Origin of the sequence: Nonomuraea ferruginea (assembly GCF_039540635.1) — a bacterium.
GTDB lineage: Bacteria > Actinomycetota > Actinomycetes > Streptosporangiales > Streptosporangiaceae > Nonomuraea > Nonomuraea ferruginea.
This window is the reverse complement of sequence record NZ_BAABFD010000027.1, coordinates 24,621-39,988: the sequence shown is the minus strand read 5'-3', so window position 1 is coordinate 39,988 and position 15,368 is coordinate 24,621. Positions and strand designations below refer to the sequence as shown.

Here is a 15,368-nt window from a genome sequence, read left to right as displayed (position 1 = left end):
GGCGAGGGGACGTGGCAGTGGAGCCGGGGTTGGGTCAGTGGTGGGTCGCGCGGGTTTCGTCGGCTTCGGCCTCTTCGGTGCGGCCGAGTGCGCGCAGGGCGACCGCCCGGTTGGCGTACAGGTCGGGCTGGGGGCCCAGCTCGATCGCCCGGGTCAGGTCGGCGACCGCCCCGGCCGGATCGCCGGCCTCGTACCGGAGGACTCCCCGGTTGCCCCAGGCGGCCACCAGCGAGGGCGCCCGGTCGATCGCCAGGTCCAGCGCCCGGCGCGCCTCCCGCAGCCGTCCCGCCGCGGTCTCCAGTTGGCCGAGCACCGTGAGCAGGTGCGGGTTCCCGGGCGCGCAGGCGAGCCCGGCCTCGACGTCCGCCCGCGCCTCCGCGTCCCGCTCCAGCGCGGCGAGCAGCCCGGCCCGGTTGATGTACGCGTCCACGTAGGCGGGATCGAGCTCGATCACCCTGGCCAGGTCGGCCAGCGCGCCCGTCACGTCGTCCTGGGCGATGCGGAGCTCCGCCCGGTTGTAGTGCGCCTCGGGCAGCGGCGGCCCGGCCGCCAGCGCCGACTCGTAGTCCGCCAGCGCCTCGGCGTGCCGGCCCAGCTTGAACAGCAGGTTGCCGCGGTCCACGTAGTAGTCGGGGAACATCGGGTCGACGGCGATGGCGGCGGAGAAGTCCTCCAGCGCCTCCTTGGTCCGCCCCAGCCCGGCCAGCAGCTGGGCCCGGTTGGCCAGCAGCACCATCCGGTGCACCGGGTGCCGCTCCCCGAGCTCCCCGGCCAGCTCGATGGCCGACTCGACCAGCGCCAGCGCCTCGGACAGGCGGCCCTCGCGCAGCTCGACGAGCGCCAGCCCGTTGCGGTCGAAGCCGAGCTTGAACGCCCGCTGCCCGGGGTCGGGCAGCAGCGTCGAGATGGCGATCGCCTGGTTGATCCACCCGCGCGCCCTGCCCAGGTCGCGCCGCGCCCGGTCGGGGTCGCGGGCGTCCAGCATGGCCAGCCCGTACGCGGTCGCGGCGTGCACGGCCGGGTCCTGACTGGACCGGCGCGCCCCCTCCCACACGACGCGCGCCTCGGCCCGCCGGTCGAGGCCGCCGAGCGCGGTCGCGGTGCGCTGGGCGAGGCGCCACCACGGCTCGCCGCCGGGCCCGGCCAGCGTCAGCGCGCGCTGCCCCAGCTCGGCCACCGCGTGCAGGAAACCCTCCCGTACGCACCGGTCCACGAGCGTCCACAGCTCGGCGGCGTCCCGGGTGTCCGGCGGCGGCTCCGGACCGTCCGCGTACACGGTGATCGCCAGGACGGCCGGCGGGATCCTGCGCATGAGCACGTCGAGCAGCTCGGTGTCGGTGGGGTCGGCGTGGTCCCCGTTGCAGACGACCAGGGCGAGGCCGGGCTCCACGACCTGCCGGACGAACTCGGCGACCCCGTTGGCCAGCCGGAGCGTGCGGCGGGGCGCGGGGACGAGGATGCGCTCCTCGTCGGACAGCCGCGCGTCGAGGGTCACCCGCCTGGCGGGCACGAGATCCGCGAGCGCGGGCGCGACGGCCCTGATCTCGATGTCATGCTCGGCCACCAGCTCGGGGCGCCGGTCGAGGGCCTCCGGCACCAGTCCCCCCAGAAGCGCCGCGCCGACGGTGTAGGGGCCGAGCGGCTGCCGATGACCGTCGATCACGGGCATCAGCAGCCGCGCGTTCCCGAACCGTACGGGCGGACCGCCCGGAGCTCTGAGGTGGGACCGTTCCTCTGTCACCCCTTGTGAATGACGCTGGAGGTCCCACCGAGCCGCGCGGTTCCGGGCTTGCGGACGACGATGCGCTTCATCATGCACCTCTTCACTGGAGTGATATTCATTATTCGGACACTCCAGCGAATATCAAGATATATACCCAATAAGTCAGAGTATAATTACTGAGAAGCGTTCATTATTTCTCCCGCCTATACCCCTATTGTGGCCGAAACCGGCAGGGGTACGTCGCCCCCGATCTTTTGTCGCCGGGTTCGTTCATGAGCTCACACAGGCAACGGCCCAGCCGCGGCTCCGAATCGCAGCACCCCTCCGCGTTCTCGTTCCTGGCCCGGACGATGCGGCTGGCCCGCTCGATGAGCCGCTCCAGGCTCGGCTCCCCCGTCCCCTTGGCCGCACGGCCAGGCCACAGGCACGCGTCGGCGCCCCCGCACGGACCGGGCGGGAGCGCCGGCGGCACCTTGCCGTTCAGCATCAGCGGGTCCCCGCGCTTGACCTTCAGCTCGCCCAGCACCCGGGACGCCCGCCGCGAGACCATGAGCAGGTCACGGCGGCGCGACTGGGGCTCGTCCAGCGCGGCCCCGGGCGACGGCACCGCCAGCAGCATCGCCGCCGCCATCAGCCCGCCCCCGAGCAGCATGCTCCAGCCCAGCTGCTCGCCGAACCAGATCACCGCGATGGCCGCCACCCAGAAGGGCTGCGACGACATCAGCACGGCACTGGGCACCGCCGACACGTACGCCTGCCCGTACGAGCGAGCCAGGAAGCCGAGCGCGCACGACACGACGGACAGGTGGCCGAGCACCACCCAGTCGGACGTCTCGCCAGGCAGCGTGATCCCGTCGCGCACGGCCAGCCCGCCGGTCAGCAGGCCGATGACCCCGAGCTGGATGACCGTCAGCGCGTACGCGTCGAACTGCTCGCCCTTCCTGGACAGGCGGCCCAGCAGCAGCGTGTGACCCGAGTACAGCGCCGCGGCGCAGAGCGTCACCCCGAGGGCCAGGAGCGAGAAGCCGCCGTCCTCGATGCCGCGCAGCAGCGTGAACACGGTCATGCCGGCCATCGCCAGCACCACCCCGATCCACACCCGGTACGGCACCTTGGCCTTGAACAGCGCCAGCGCCATGACCGGTGTGATCACGACACTGCACCCGACGGCGAACCCCGAGACCGCCGCGGGCAGGCTGTAGAGGGCCACGGCCTGCGCGCTCTGCCCCACCCCGAACATGACCCCCAGGATGACCCCGTTGATCCACGTCCGCCGCGACAGCCCCCTCAGGCACCTGGGACGGATGAGGAGCAGCGTCAGAGCCGCCAGCGTGTAGCGCTCGGCGAGCAGATCCTCGACTGGTAAGCGGTGGATGAGATCCTGCATCAGCGGGAAGGCCGACCCCCATGCGGCGCTGACGAACAACAGAAGCACGGCTCCCATGAGGGGTCGGGGAGCGGGCACGACTGCCATGTTCGGAAGCATCTCACTACGGATCACGGCGGCCGGATCGCCGATGGTCTGCGGTGATGTTCCTCTACCACCGGGAGTGAAGAGCCTCACTCGAAGGACCGGACATCCTTATCCTCTAAATCCGGAGATCCGGCAATTCCCCACATACCACCGCCCCCTCTTCGGCCGTATCTGCCAACCGCCCAGCGCGTACATCAAAAGGAGAAAGCGCCCGAAACGGGCGCCTTCTCCGACATATCCTTAAATTTCAGCAGGTGCGGGTGACAGTCGCTTCTCCCCGTAGACGACAGTGAGCTCGCCCACCTGCTCCCGCGCGACCTCCCGCCACCCGTGCCGCTCGTACAGCACCAGCGCGGCCCCCTGGTTGAGCGTGGTGTCACCGCTCAGCCGGCGGAAACCCAGCTCGGCCGCGCGCTGTTCGAGCGCGGAAAGCATGGCGGAGCCAAAGCCGCGCCCCTGGAACGCCGGGTGCACGCGCAGCCGGCACACCTCGGCGGTCGCGCTGTCGACCGGTTTCAGCCCGCCCATGGCGACGACCCTCCCGCCGGTCTCGCCGACCAGGAAGTCGCCCCCGCACGCCAGGTAGATCTCCTGGATGCGGGGGAAGTCGTCGTCGTAGTAGACCCCGTCGCCCGGCACCAGCCCCACCTCGGCGAGGCAGATCTGATGGAGGGTGAGGATGGTGTCGAGGTCAGACCACCGGTAGCGGCGGATCCTCATGCACCGCCGGCCCCTTCTCCCCCGACGGGCTGCGGGGGCCGCAACTGCTCCTCGTAGGCGGCCAGGCCCGGGTGGGCGGGCTCACGGGCCCGGATCGCCTGCGCCAGCGCGAGGGCCGGACGCATGATGAAGTCGGTGCGGTATTCGGGGCCGAGCAGGCGCAGCGCCTCGGTGCCGATCCGCAGCGCCTCGCCCGACTCGCCCTCGATCAGCCTGCACTGCGCCTGGTCCAGCCTGATCAGCGTCTGGTCCAGGATGTGGTCCTGGTACTGGTGGAGCGCCTGATCGAGCACCAGGTCGGCCTCCAGTGTCTGCCCCAGCTTGGTCAGCACGTCACCCTGGTAGAAGTAGAGCTGCTTCTCCGTGTAGCCGAAGGCCATGTCCTCGCGCTCCTTCCCCTTGATGTGGGAGAAGGCGCTGCGCGCCCGCGCTAGAGCGCGCTTGGCCTGGTCGACGACCTCCTTGCGGCTGTCTGTGCCCGAGAGCATGGCCAGCGCCCTGGCCTCGACGACGGGAGCCATGGCCTGCGCCGCGCACGGCGTCTGGCCCGCCAGGTCGCGGCTCTTCTTGGCGAGGTTGAGCGCCTCGCGGGCGTCGCCGTAGTAGAGCGGGACGAGCGCCTCGCGTGCGGTCACCCACGCGCGCAGGGCCCGGTCGCCGGTCTCGTCGGCGGCGGTGCGGCCGGTGCGGAAGAACGACCGGGCGAGCCGGTGGTCGCCCAGGTTGATCATGATCATGCCGCTCAGCCCGGAGAGCTGGGCGGCCATCCGGCACAGCCGCTCCTGCAGGTCGATGGGCTGGCGCCGGGTCATCGCGTTGCGTACCGCGCTCAGCTCCAGCAGCACGTCGCAGAGCAGCCGGAGCGGCGCCGTGGTCGTGTACTGCCGGCCGAACGCGAGCGTGGCCTCCTCCCACTGGTCGAGCATGGCGGGAGAGACGCTGGACGACACGAGCGTGTAGTCCATCCGCCGGCGGATGCCCTCGCAGGCGCCCAGCACCGGGCCGGTGAGCTTGGTCGCCCCGGCGTCGTTGTTGAGCAGGTTGAGGAGTGCGCGCCGGAGGATGTTCTCGTCCTCCTCGCTGTCGACGTTCTTGTCGGGATGCAGCGACGGGGTGCGCAGCTCGGTCGGCTCGGGCAGGGCCGCGCCGTGACGGCCGTTCACGTCGGCGCCGCCCGCGAGGACGCCGGGCATCCGATGGCCGTGGCCGCAGATGCACGGCCCGTCGTAGCCGAGCGAGGGGGGCTCGACGCGGTAGACGGTGCACAGGTAGTGGAGGTATTCGGGGCCGGGGCGTTTCAGCCCGCTCTCGTACGCCGACAGCAGGGTCTCCCCGATGCCCGGGGCCGGCTTCTCGTCGCGTTCGAACAGCGCTCTGACCTGTTCGATGACGTCGGCGAGCGCGATGCCGTAGGCCAGGCGGTGACACTTGATCTTGGTTGTGCCGAACTGCGCGCCACAGGCCTCGTGGATCTCTTCAGCGATCTGGGCAGCGGTGCGGCCGACGGCAAGGCCCTTGGCCCTGATCCGGCGAGCCATTTCCGTTTCCCTGTGCTGTCTGCCGGACATCCCGGCCCCTCTCACGCATGTGTCCCGACCGGCTCATCACCCTAGTCACTGAGAGTAGCGTCCAGGTTGCAGTCCGCCTAGCCTCGACTATGGATTAATGATGGCGTGTTGAAAACGCCTCCTTGAAGGCTAGGGATAAGGATCGTCCTCCGGCGGACTGTTTCTTACATTCCGGGAGTGACAAGGCGACTCCCTGTGAGCATGTATGTCGCGTTGCGCAACCAGCCGACATGAGTCATCTTTGGCCCACCGCAACGATTCGAGGGAGGACGAAAGGTGGGGGACGACAACTTCGGGCATCTTGAGCGCCTGGTGTCGGAGCTCGACGCCCGCGGGTTGCTCGCGCGAGTGGTCCGGACCCAGAGCGGCAGGCTCTTCGTCAGGGTCATCAATCCGAAGGCGACGAGCCTGTCCGAGAACGTCACCTGTCGCGTCGCGACCGACATTCCCGACTGGTGGTACTGCTGGTCCTGGGGGGAACGGCTGCACACCGTCGACGACCCGGCCGGTGCGGCGACCAAGGTCGCCCGCGTGCTCGCCGCGGTGGGAGAGTGACCGGGCGGTGAACCGGGTGGAGCGCAGCCACCGCGGCTCACCGTCATCACCGCGGCTCCACGGAGCCGGCGGGACGGCCGGTGCGGAGAGCCGCGCGCCAGCGCGGACTCTGGCCGTCCCGCCGGTTCCCGTCACTCTGCGTAACCATCGAGACCCGCTTTTCGGCCTCGCCGGAAAGCGCTCGGGGACCCCTCCCCGGAAACGGCACGGGACACGCTTCCGGGTGCGTGACCCGTCCGAGCCGACCGTCATCGGAGCGTCAGGTTCCTCCCTCCGCGGCCCAGGGCCTGATGACCCCGTCTTCCCCGGCGTGATGTGACGGCGGCCGGTTCGACCGGCGGTAAATTTGGGGCGTATCCGGCCCCGTACCGCCGGTCGAATCGTTTTCCGGAGGAGGACCCTTCAGTGTTCCTGCTGTCGCCGCCATCGCCCGAACCGACCACGTCCATGGTCCCGGACCTCGACAAGGTGGGCACCAAGATGGCGGAGATCTGCGAGGGGGACACACTCCTCTGCTCAGTGCTGGCCGGCTGGATGGACAACGCGAGCTGGGCGCCGCTGGTGGCCAGCATGATCACGATCGTGCTGATTTTGATCATCGGCTTCCTGGTCCGCAACGTCGTCAACCGCGTCATCACGCGGGTCATCAACCGGGCCGCGACCCGCCCGGTCGGACGCTTCCGCAAGGGCACGGTCACGGCCGGCGTGGACGCCCTGCTGCACGAGCGCCGCAAGCAGCGGGCCGAGACCATGGGCTCGGTGCTCAGGCACATCGCCACCATCGTCATCATCGGCACGACCCTGCTGACCGTGCTGGACCGGCTGACGATCCCCATCGCGCCGCTGCTCACCAGCGTCGGCATCCTCGGCGTGGCCATCGGCTTCGGCGCCCAGGAGCTGGTCAAGGACTTCATCGCGGGCATGTTCATGCTGCTGGAGGACCAGTACGGGGTGGGTGACGTGATCGACGCGGGCGCCGCCATCGGCACCGTCGAGGCGGTCACCCTGCGCGTCACCCGGCTGCGCGACGAGGACGGCCGGGTGTGGTACGTGCGCAACGGCACCATCACCCGCGTCGGCAACGAGTCGCAGGGCTGGTCGCGCGCCTACGTGGACGTGCCGGTCCCCTACGACAGCGACATCACCACCGTGCGGGTGGTGCTGGAGAACGTCGCCGAGGAGATGTGGGCCGACGCCGAGCTGCGCGAGGCGGCCGTCGTGGAGCCCCCGCAGGTGTTCGGCGTGGAGCAGCTCTCCGACAGCAGCATGGTCTTCCGCCTGTCGGCCAAGACGCTGCCGGCCAGGCAGGAAGAGGTGGCGCGGGAGCTGCGGCTGCGGGTCAAGGCGGCGCTCGACGCGGCGGACATTGCGATGGTCGGCTGAGCATAGGCTGGGGTCGTGACTGAAACCTCCTTCTACGAGGCCGTCGGGGGCGAGGAGACGTTCCGGCGGCTCGTGCGCCGTTTCTACGAAGGGGTGGCGGAAGATCCCCTGCTGCGCCCGATGTATCCCGAGGCCGACCTCGCCGGCGCGGAGGAGCGGCTGCGCATGTTCCTCGTCCAATACTGGGGCGGCCCCGGCACCTACAGCCAGCAGCGCGGGCACCCGAGGCTGCGGATGCGCCACGTGCCGTTCGTGATCGGCCAGCAGGAGCGCGACGCCTGGCTCAAGCACATGCGTGACGCCGTCGACGACCTCGGCCTGACCGAGGAGCAGGAGAGCCGGCTCTGGACCTATCTGGTCAACGCCGCCCACAGCCTGGTGAACTCTCCGACGTAGCGGGCATGACACGCCACATGGACATCCCCTGGTGGCGTGATGCCGTCGTCTATGAGATCTACGTCCGCAGCTTCGCCGACGCCTCCGGAGACGGCGTCGGCGATCTCGCGGGGATACGTGAACGCCTGCCCTACCTGAGAGACCTGGGGGTCGACGCCGTCTGGCTGACCCCCTTCTACCCCTCCCCCATGGCCGACGGCGGCTACGACGTGGCCGACTACCGCGGCGTCGACCCGCTGTTCGGCACACTGGCCGACTTCGACGCGCTGGTGGCCGACGCGCACGCGCTCGGCCTGCGGGTGCTGGTGGACGTCGTGCCCAACCACAGCTCCTCCGAGCATCCCTGGTTCCAGGCCGCGCTGCGGGGCGAGGGCCGCGACCGTTACATCTTCCGCGACCGGCCCAACAACTGGCAGTCCACCTTCAGCGGCCCGGCCTGGACCCAGGTGGACGACGGGTCGTGGTACCTCCACCTGTTCGCGCCCGAGCAGCCGGACTTCAACTGGCGCAACCCCGAGGTCCGGGAGGAGTTCCTGGACATCCTGCGGTTCTGGCTGGACAAGGGCGTCGACGGGTTCCGCATCGACGTGGCGATGGGGCTGTTCAAGGCGGAGGACCTGCCGGACGTGCGCGACCAGTCGTTCATGTCCAAGTCCCCGGTCTGGGGTCAGCCGGAGGTCCACGACGTCTACCGCGACTGGCGGGCGCTGCTCGACACCTACCCGGACGAGCGGATGGCGGTGGGCGAGGTGTGGACCGACACGCTGGAGGACCTGGCGCTGTACGTGCGCCCGGACGAGCTCCACCAGAGCTTCAACTTCGCCTGGCTGCAGGCGCCCTGGTCGGCGACCGCGTTCAGGAAGGTGATCGACGACACGGTGGCGACGGTCCCGTTCGCCACCTGGGTGCTGTCCAACCACGACGTGGTACGCCACCGCACCCGTTACGGCACGGCCGACCCCGGCACCGGCATGGCGCGGGCGCGGGCCGCTCTCCTGGCGACACTTGCCCTCCCCGGGTCGGCATATCTCTACCAAGGGGAGGAACTCGGACTCCCTGAGGTAGAGAATCTTCCTCCGGAGGCGCGGCAGGACCCGGTCTTCAAGCGCTCGAAGGGCGAGCTGCCGGGCCGCGACGGCTGCCGCGTGCCGATCCCGTGGTCCGCTCGGGGCGACTCGTACGGGTTCTCGCCCGAGGGGGTGAAGCCGTGGCTGCCGCAGCCCGACGAGTTCGCCGAGCTGAGCGTGGCCCGGCAGACCGGCGATCCCGGTTCGATGCTGGAGTTCTACCGGCGCGCCCTGGCCTGCCGGCGGGAGCTGGCCCGGACCGTACCGTACGGGCTGGAATGGCTGGAGTCGTCCGAGGACGTGCTCGTGTTCGCGCGCGGGCCGCTGGTGTGCGCGATCAACTGCGGCACCGAGCCGGCGCCGCTGCCGCCGCACGAGAGCGTGCTGCTGTCCAGCGGCCCGGTCGGCGGCAGCCTGCCGCCCGACACGGCCGTGTGGCTCCGGCGCGCCGTCAGCTAGCCCGGGTGGCGCGCTCGTCGCGGACCGGGATGACCGGTAGCGAGACCAGCGCGCACGCCAGACCCGCGGCGAAGGCCGCCCAGTAGCCCGACTGGGTGATCAGCAGTCCGGCGAGGGGGGTGACGGCCAGCGCCACCGTGTTCTGCACCGTGTTGTGGACGCCGAGCACCCGGCCGGCCGCCGCGGGCCCGGCCAGCTCGCCGGCGGCGAGGTAGGCCAGCCCGTTCCCGGCCACGGTGATCACCGCGGCCAGCGCCAGCATGGCCACGCCCAGCCCGGATCCCGCGTACGTGCCGAGCACCAGCAGGGCGAGGGCGGCGAGCGCGGTGAGGGTGAGCAGCCGCAGCGGCGCCATCCGCAGTCCGGTCACGTCGGACCAGCGGCCCGCCGCGACCCGCGTGGCGGCCCCGGCGACGGCCGCCCCCGCGAACAGCTGCCCGGCCGCCACGCCGTCCCACCCGTACACCTCGACCAGGCAGGCGACCCCGTACGTGCCGACGACGACCTGCGGCACCACGTGCAGCCCGCTCGTGGCGTGCACGCGCCAGAGCGCGGGCTGCCGGTACGGGGACCCGGCGGGCTTCCTGGCGGCCCCGGCGACGGCGTGCGGCGGTTCGGCCAGGAACACGCCCGCCAGCACGGCGGCCAGCAGGCTCACGCCCGCGCAGACCAGCATGACGCCGGAGATGCCGTACGCCCGCGCCACGGGCGGCAGCGTGAACCCGGCCACGGCCATGCCGAGCGTGTACGAGACCTGCCGCACTCCCATGGCCACGCCGCGCTCGGGCGGCTCGAACCAGCGCAGCACGATGCGTCCGCCGCCCACCATCGCGGCGCAGCCCGCCGCCCCGGCCCCGGCGAGCAGCGCGACCACCGCCCAGGCGTTCCCCGCGAAGGAGGCTGCGGCTAAGAGCAGGGCGGCACCGCCGACGCCCAGGCCGAGGATCAGCCGCTCGCCGTACCGGTCGGCCAGCGCGCCCCAGGCGACCAGGGCGAGCAGGATGCCGATGCCGGGCGCGTTGGCGATGATCCCGGCCACCGGCAGGGAGACGCCGAAGTGACGCTGGATGTCGGGGATGACCAGGGGCAGCCCGGCCAGGCCGAGGGTGACGCCGGCGTGCGCGTTGACCCCGAGGGCCAGCATGAGCCAGCGCCGTCGGTGCGGGGCGCTCACGCGAAGCGTTTGAGGTACGCCATCTCGTCCTCGGTGAGCCGGCGCGGTGCCGCCCGCTCGGCGTCGTAGGCCACCAGCTTGGAGGTGGCCGTGACGTACAGCTCGTCGTCGTCGAGGATCTCGTACTTCAGCGTGAAGCGCACCGGGCTGATCTCGGTCACCCACGACTCGACCCGGACCGGCTCCGCGCGGAGGCCGAGCGGCCGCAGGTAGTCGATCTCGTGGCGGGTCACGACCAGGCCCTTGAAGGGGGGTTCGCCCGCCTTGTACGGGTCGACGTGGAGCATTCCCCAGCGGGCGTCCTCAAGGTAGTCGAAGAAGCGGACGTTGTTCACATGTCCTTGCGAGTCGATGTCCGCGAATCGCACCATTCGGAGAAAGACGTGCCGTTGCGCCAGGGAGTGTTCGACCACGAGGCAACGGTACCGGTTCGCCGTCAAGACCCCGACAGGGCCTACCATTTCTAGATTTGCTTACTAGAATTTTGTTCGCATCAGTCAGCCGAGGGATCGAGGTGTCGAGATGAGCGGGATCGCCGAGGGCCGCGTGGTGATCGTCACGGGCGCGGCCAGGGGCATCGGCCGGGGGCACGCGCTGGAGTTCGCCCGGCAGGGCGCCAAGGTGGTGGTGAACGACCTGGGCGCCGAGGTGGACGGCACCGGCTCGTCCGGGGCGGCGGCGGAGGTCGTCGCGGAGATCGAGGCCATGGGCGGGGAGGCGATCGTCAACGGCGAGGACGTCGCCGACTTCGACGGCGCCAGGCGGCTGGTCGAGGCCGCCGTCGAGCGCTTCGGCGACCTGCACGTGCTGGTCAACAACGCCGGGATCCTGCGCGACCGGATGCTGTTCAACATGAGCGCCGAGGAGTGGGACGCGGTGGTCCGGGTGCACCTGGGCGGCACGTTCGCCCCGCTGCGCCACGCCGCCGCCTACTGGCGCGAGCAGGCCAAGGCCGGTCGGCCCGTCGACGCCCGGATCATCAACACCACCTCGTCCTCCGGCATCTACGGCAACCCCGGCCAGGGCAACTACGGCGCGGCCAAGGCGGGCATCGCGGGCCTGACCGTCATCGCCGCCAGGGAGCTGGAGCGCTACGGCGTCACGGTCAACGCCATCGCGCCGACCGCGCTGACCCGGATGACCGACGGGATCATCCCGGGCGACGCCGACGCGGACCCCGACGACGTGGCGCCGCTGGTGGTCTGGCTGGGCAGCGCCGAGTCGCGCGGCGTCACCGGCCGGGTGTTCAACGTGCGGGCCGGGCGGATCAGCGTGGCCGAGGGCTGGCACGCGGGCCCGGAGGTGGACAAGGGCTCCCGCTGGGACCCGGCGGAGCTGGGCGCGGTGATCCCGGCGCTGGTGGACAAGGCCGCGCCGAACGCGCTGACCAACGGGAAGATCCCCGGCCGGGAGGCTAGCGGATCCTGAGCGGGTCGAGGCGGCGGATCAGCGTCATCGCCGCCTCGGCCACCTCGCGCGCGTCCTCCTCGGAGTCGCTGGTGGCCACCTCCCGGGCGGCCTCGCCGATGATGCTGGTCAGCACCGTCACGGTGAACCGGTCGAGCGGGTCGCCGCCGGAGCCGAGCAGCACGGCGTTCTGCCGTACCCACTCGCGGTTGCGCGTGCGGCGGATCAGCTCGAAGCCGGGCGGCCCGTCGCCGTCGATGAACAGCCGGACCAGGTCGCGCCGCTCCCACGCGCCGTCGAGGTAGGCGCGGGCACCGGCGATGAGGAGCTCGACCGGGTCGGTGACGCCCTCCTGCTTGGCCCGCGCCACGCTGGCGCCCGCGGCCTGCTCGTGGGCCGCCTGATGGTCCTCGTAGAGGGCGAGGAACAGCTCGGTCTTGCCGCCGAAGTGGTGGTAGAGGCTGCCGACGCTGGAGCCGGCGCGGGCGACGACCTCGGAGACCCCGGCCTCGGCGAAGCCGTGCTCGCCGAACACCTCCCGCGCCGCCTGGAGCATGCTCTTGCGGGTCTGCGCCGTACGGCTCCATTCCCACGAGGTCTTGCGTGCCATGCGAACATCTTAGAGGCGAGAAATTCTAGAATCATATTCTTGACAGCCTGCCGCCCGAGAGCCGAACCTTCTCCTAGAGGTTTGTTCTAGGAAGTGAGGCGGCCGTGGACTTCTCGCTCAGCACCGAGGAACGGCAGATCAGGGACACCGTCCGGGCCTTCGTGGAGAAGGAGATCATGCCGCTGGAGCCGGACGTGCTGCGCAACGAGCGCGCCGGCCGCCCCGCGCTCGACCCCGGCGTCACCCAGGAGCTGCGGGACAAGGCGCGCAAGACCGGCCTGTGGGGCATCAACACCCCCGAGGAGTACGGCGGCGCCGCGCTCGGCCCCATCATGTCGGCGATCATCGCCATGGAGGTGGGCCGCACGTTCGTGCCGTTCACCTTCGGCGGCAGCGCCGACAACATCCTGTACGCCGGCACCGACGAGCAGAAGCGCCGCTACCTGATCCCCACCATCGAGGGCGAGCGCCGCTCCTGCTTCGCCATCACCGAGCCGGGCGCGGGCTCCGACGCCCGCAACATCAGCGCCAGGGCCGTACGCGACGGCGCCGAGTGGGTCATCAACGGCGAGAAGACGTTCATCACCGGCGGCAGCGAGGCCGACTTCGTCATGGTGTTCGCCGTCGCCGAGCCGTACGGGGTCACCTGCTTCCTCGTCGACCGCGACATGGGCTGGACGTCCGAGCCGATCCCCACGATGGGCGAGTGGGGGCCCGCGTCGCTGGTGTTCCAGGACGTCCGGGTGCCGGAGGAGAACATCCTGGGCGAGCTGGGCAAGGGCTTCGAGCTGGCCATGCAGTGGATCGGCCAGGGCCGTTACATGATCCCCGCCAGGGCCATCGGCTCGGCCGAGCGGATGCTGGGCATGGCCGTCGAGTACGCGAAGATCCGCAAGTCCATGGGCCAGGCGATCGCCGGATACCAGGCGATCCAGTGGATGATCGCCGACTCGCAGGTGGAGATCGAGGCGGCCAAGTGGCTGACGCTCTACGCGGCCTGGCGCGTCCAGCAGGGCATGGACGCCCGGCACGCCTCCTCGATCGCCAAGCTCAACGGCGCGGTCATGGCGAACCAGGTGGTCGACCGGGTGCTGCAGATCCACGGCGGCATGGGCTACACCAAGGAGCTGCCGATCGAGCGGTGGTACCGCGAGCTGCGACTGCTGCGCATCTTCGAGGGCACCGACGAGATCCAGCGCCGCACGATCGCGCGCAACCTGATCAAGGGCCACGCCCGGCTCGGCACGATCGGGGAATGACCCTGCCCAGGAAGCGGCGGCGGACCACCGCTTCCTGAAGCCTCACGGCAGCCGGTTCGACAGCACCAGCGTGGCGGCCGAGGCGAACATGCCGCCGTTCCCCAGCACGACGCTCACCTCCACCCCCGGCACCTGCGCGGCCGCCTCGCCGCGCAGCTGCCGCACCGCCTCCTGGATGGCGAACATCCCGTACATCCCGGTATGCGTGTACGACAGGCCGCCGCCGTTCGTGTTCAGGGGCAGCCGCCCACCGGGTGAGGTGTGGCCCTCGGCGATGAACGCGCCGGCCTCGCCCCGCTTGACGAACCCCAGGTCCTCCAGCCCGTAGATCGGCACGTGCGCGAAGGCGTCGTACACCATCAGGTGGTCCACGTCGTCGTGCGAGATGCCCGCCTCGGCGAACGCGGCCTCCCCCGACAGGCGGAACCCCTTGGCCGTGGTGAAGTCCTCCATCTGCGAGATCATCGGCGAGTCCATCGCCTCTCCCGAGCCCAGCAGGTAGACCGGGTCGTCCCGCCGGGCCAGGTCCTCGCTCGTGACGACCAGCGCGCCGCCGCCGTCGGTCACCAGACAGCACTCCAGCAGGTGGAACGGGTAGGCGACGATCCGCGAGGCCAGCACGTCGTCCACCGTGATCAGGTCGCGGTGCATGGCCCGCGGGTTCAGGTGCGCCCAGCGCCGCTGCGCCACCGCGACCTCGGCGAGCTGCTCGTGGGTGAGGCCGAACTCCTTCATGTAGCGCAGCGCCGTCAGGGTGAACGTGGTCGTCGGGCCCATCACCCCGTACGGCATCTCGAACTGGCCCATCAGCGAGTCGGGCGCCATCGAGAACCGCGGCGCCCCGATCCGGGACCGGCCCGACTCGCCGTGCGTGATCAGCACCGTACGGCAGAGCCCCGCCCGGATGGCGGCGGCCGCGTGGCGCACGTGGAACAGGAACGACGAGCCGCCGACCCCGGTGCCGTCGAGCCAGGACGGGGTGATGCCCAGCGCGTGGGCGACCTGGATGGGGCCCGGGGTGCCGACGGTGGCGATGCCGTCGATGTCGTCCTTGCTCATGCCCGCGTCGGCCAGCGCGTTGCGCGCGGCCTCCAGGTGGAGCTCCATCGTCGAGTGGCCGGGCAGCCGGCCGACCTCGTCGGTCTCGGCGGCGCCCGCGATCACCGGCTTCACCGGCCACCGCCCGCGGGCTCGAAGAGGGGCACGTGCACCTCGCCGCGTTCCTCGAACGTCACCCGCAGCGGCATGTCGAGCTCCAGGTTCTCGGGCGCGGGCTCGACGCCGACCAGGTTCGTCATCATCCGCACCCCCTCCTCCAGCTCCACCACCGCGATCGCGTACGGCCCCTCGAACCCGGGCGCCGGCCGGTGGTTGATCACGTACGAGTAGAGCGTGGCCCTGCCGCTGGCCCGCACCCACTCGACGGAGCCGGAGCCGCAGCGCGGGCAGCTCGGCCGGGGATAGAAGTAGTGACGCTCGCAGGCCAGGCAGCGCTGGATCCTGAGCTCTCCGGCCGCCGTCCCGTCCCAGAAGGGCTGGGTGTCGGGAGTGGGGCGTGGTACGGGCTTCATGG

Annotated in this window: 15 protein-coding genes; 6 read left to right on the top strand and 9 right to left on the bottom strand. The window is 70.9% G+C overall.

The window, feature by feature from the left end:
• Positions 1-34 precede the first annotated feature (34 nt).
• From ABD999_RS38160 to ABD999_RS38145, 4 genes are all read right to left on the bottom strand, one after another.
• Complete coding sequence (locus tag ABD999_RS38160) at positions 35-1,741, bottom strand: tetratricopeptide repeat protein (protein ID WP_271279708.1); 1,707 nt, start codon at positions 1,739-1,741, stop codon at positions 35-37.
• Positions 1,742-1,934: 193 nt separating this feature from the next.
• Positions 1,935-3,158, bottom strand: a complete 1,224-nt coding sequence (locus ABD999_RS38155; RefSeq protein ID WP_271279707.1) for a DMT family transporter — start codon at positions 3,156-3,158, stop codon at positions 1,935-1,937.
• A 279-nt stretch (positions 3,159-3,437) separates the two neighbouring features.
• Entirely contained in the window at positions 3,438-3,917 is a 480-nt protein-coding gene (locus ABD999_RS38150; protein ID WP_271278058.1) for a GNAT family N-acetyltransferase, read from the bottom strand.
• Positions 3,914-5,455 carry an NsdA family TPR-like regulatory protein gene (locus tag ABD999_RS38145; protein ID WP_271278057.1) on the bottom strand — a complete coding sequence of 514 codons (1,542 nt, stop codon included), beginning with the start codon at positions 5,453-5,455 and terminating at the stop codon, positions 3,914-3,916. The genes ABD999_RS38150 and ABD999_RS38145 overlap by 4 nt, the downstream gene beginning before the upstream one ends.
• A 306-nt stretch (positions 5,456-5,761) precedes the next feature.
• On the opposite strand from ABD999_RS38145, the gene ABD999_RS38140 reads away from it, so the two are divergent.
• From ABD999_RS38140 to ABD999_RS38125, 4 genes are all read left to right on the top strand, one after another.
• Positions 5,762-6,040 carry a hypothetical protein gene (locus tag ABD999_RS38140; RefSeq protein WP_271278056.1) on the top strand — a complete coding sequence of 93 codons (279 nt, stop codon included), beginning with the start codon at positions 5,762-5,764 and terminating at the stop codon, positions 6,038-6,040.
• A gap of 405 nt (positions 6,041-6,445) precedes the next feature.
• Positions 6,446-7,423 (top strand): mechanosensitive ion channel family protein, encoded by a 978-nt coding sequence (locus ABD999_RS38135; protein WP_271278055.1) that lies wholly within the window; start codon positions 6,446-6,448, stop codon positions 7,421-7,423.
• Positions 7,424-7,438: 15 nt separating this feature from the next.
• A complete protein-coding gene (locus ABD999_RS38130) occupies positions 7,439-7,819 on the top strand; it encodes a globin (protein WP_148029894.1) in 381 nt (126 codons plus the stop codon).
• Between the two features lie 5 nt (positions 7,820-7,824).
• Positions 7,825-9,345 (top strand): glycoside hydrolase family 13 protein, encoded by a 1,521-nt coding sequence (locus ABD999_RS38125; protein WP_271278054.1) that lies wholly within the window; start codon positions 7,825-7,827, stop codon positions 9,343-9,345.
• Here ABD999_RS38125 and ABD999_RS38120 read toward each other — a convergent pair.
• Positions 9,338-10,519 carry an MFS transporter gene (locus ABD999_RS38120; protein WP_271278053.1) on the bottom strand — a complete coding sequence of 394 codons (1,182 nt, stop codon included), beginning with the start codon at positions 10,517-10,519 and terminating at the stop codon, positions 9,338-9,340. The two genes, ABD999_RS38125 and ABD999_RS38120, sit on opposite strands and share 8 nt — an antisense overlap.
• Positions 10,516-10,890: an acyl-CoA thioesterase gene (locus ABD999_RS38115; RefSeq protein WP_246640532.1), complete on the bottom strand. Its 375-nt coding sequence runs from the start codon at positions 10,888-10,890 to the stop codon at positions 10,516-10,518. Before ABD999_RS38115 ends, ABD999_RS38120 begins: the two co-directional genes overlap by 4 nt.
• 151 nt (positions 10,891-11,041) lie before the next feature.
• Between ABD999_RS38115 and ABD999_RS38110 the strand changes: the two genes are divergently transcribed.
• Complete coding sequence (locus tag ABD999_RS38110; protein ID WP_148029891.1) at positions 11,042-11,947, top strand: SDR family oxidoreductase; 906 nt, start codon at positions 11,042-11,044, stop codon at positions 11,945-11,947.
• Here ABD999_RS38110 and ABD999_RS38105 read toward each other — a convergent pair.
• Entirely contained in the window at positions 11,934-12,536 is a 603-nt protein-coding gene (locus ABD999_RS38105) for a TetR/AcrR family transcriptional regulator (protein ID WP_148029890.1), read from the bottom strand. The two genes, ABD999_RS38110 and ABD999_RS38105, sit on opposite strands and share 14 nt — an antisense overlap.
• 104 nt (positions 12,537-12,640) lie before the next feature.
• Here ABD999_RS38105 and ABD999_RS38100 point away from each other — a divergent pair, with 104 nt between their 5' ends.
• Positions 12,641-13,795 carry an acyl-CoA dehydrogenase family protein gene (locus ABD999_RS38100; RefSeq protein ID WP_271278052.1) on the top strand — a complete coding sequence of 385 codons (1,155 nt, stop codon included), beginning with the start codon at positions 12,641-12,643 and terminating at the stop codon, positions 13,793-13,795.
• A gap of 42 nt (positions 13,796-13,837) precedes the next feature.
• Here ABD999_RS38100 and ABD999_RS38095 read toward each other — a convergent pair whose 3' ends face one another.
• Together ABD999_RS38095 and ABD999_RS38090 are read right to left on the bottom strand one after the other, a co-directional pair.
• Complete coding sequence (locus tag ABD999_RS38095; RefSeq protein ID WP_271278051.1) at positions 13,838-14,968, bottom strand: thiolase C-terminal domain-containing protein; 1,131 nt, start codon at positions 14,966-14,968, stop codon at positions 13,838-13,840.
• Positions 14,965-15,366, bottom strand: a complete 402-nt coding sequence (locus tag ABD999_RS38090; protein WP_271278050.1) for a Zn-ribbon domain-containing OB-fold protein — start codon at positions 15,364-15,366, stop codon at positions 14,965-14,967. Before ABD999_RS38090 ends, ABD999_RS38095 begins: the two co-directional genes overlap by 4 nt.
• Between the last annotated feature and the right edge of the window lie 2 nt (positions 15,367-15,368).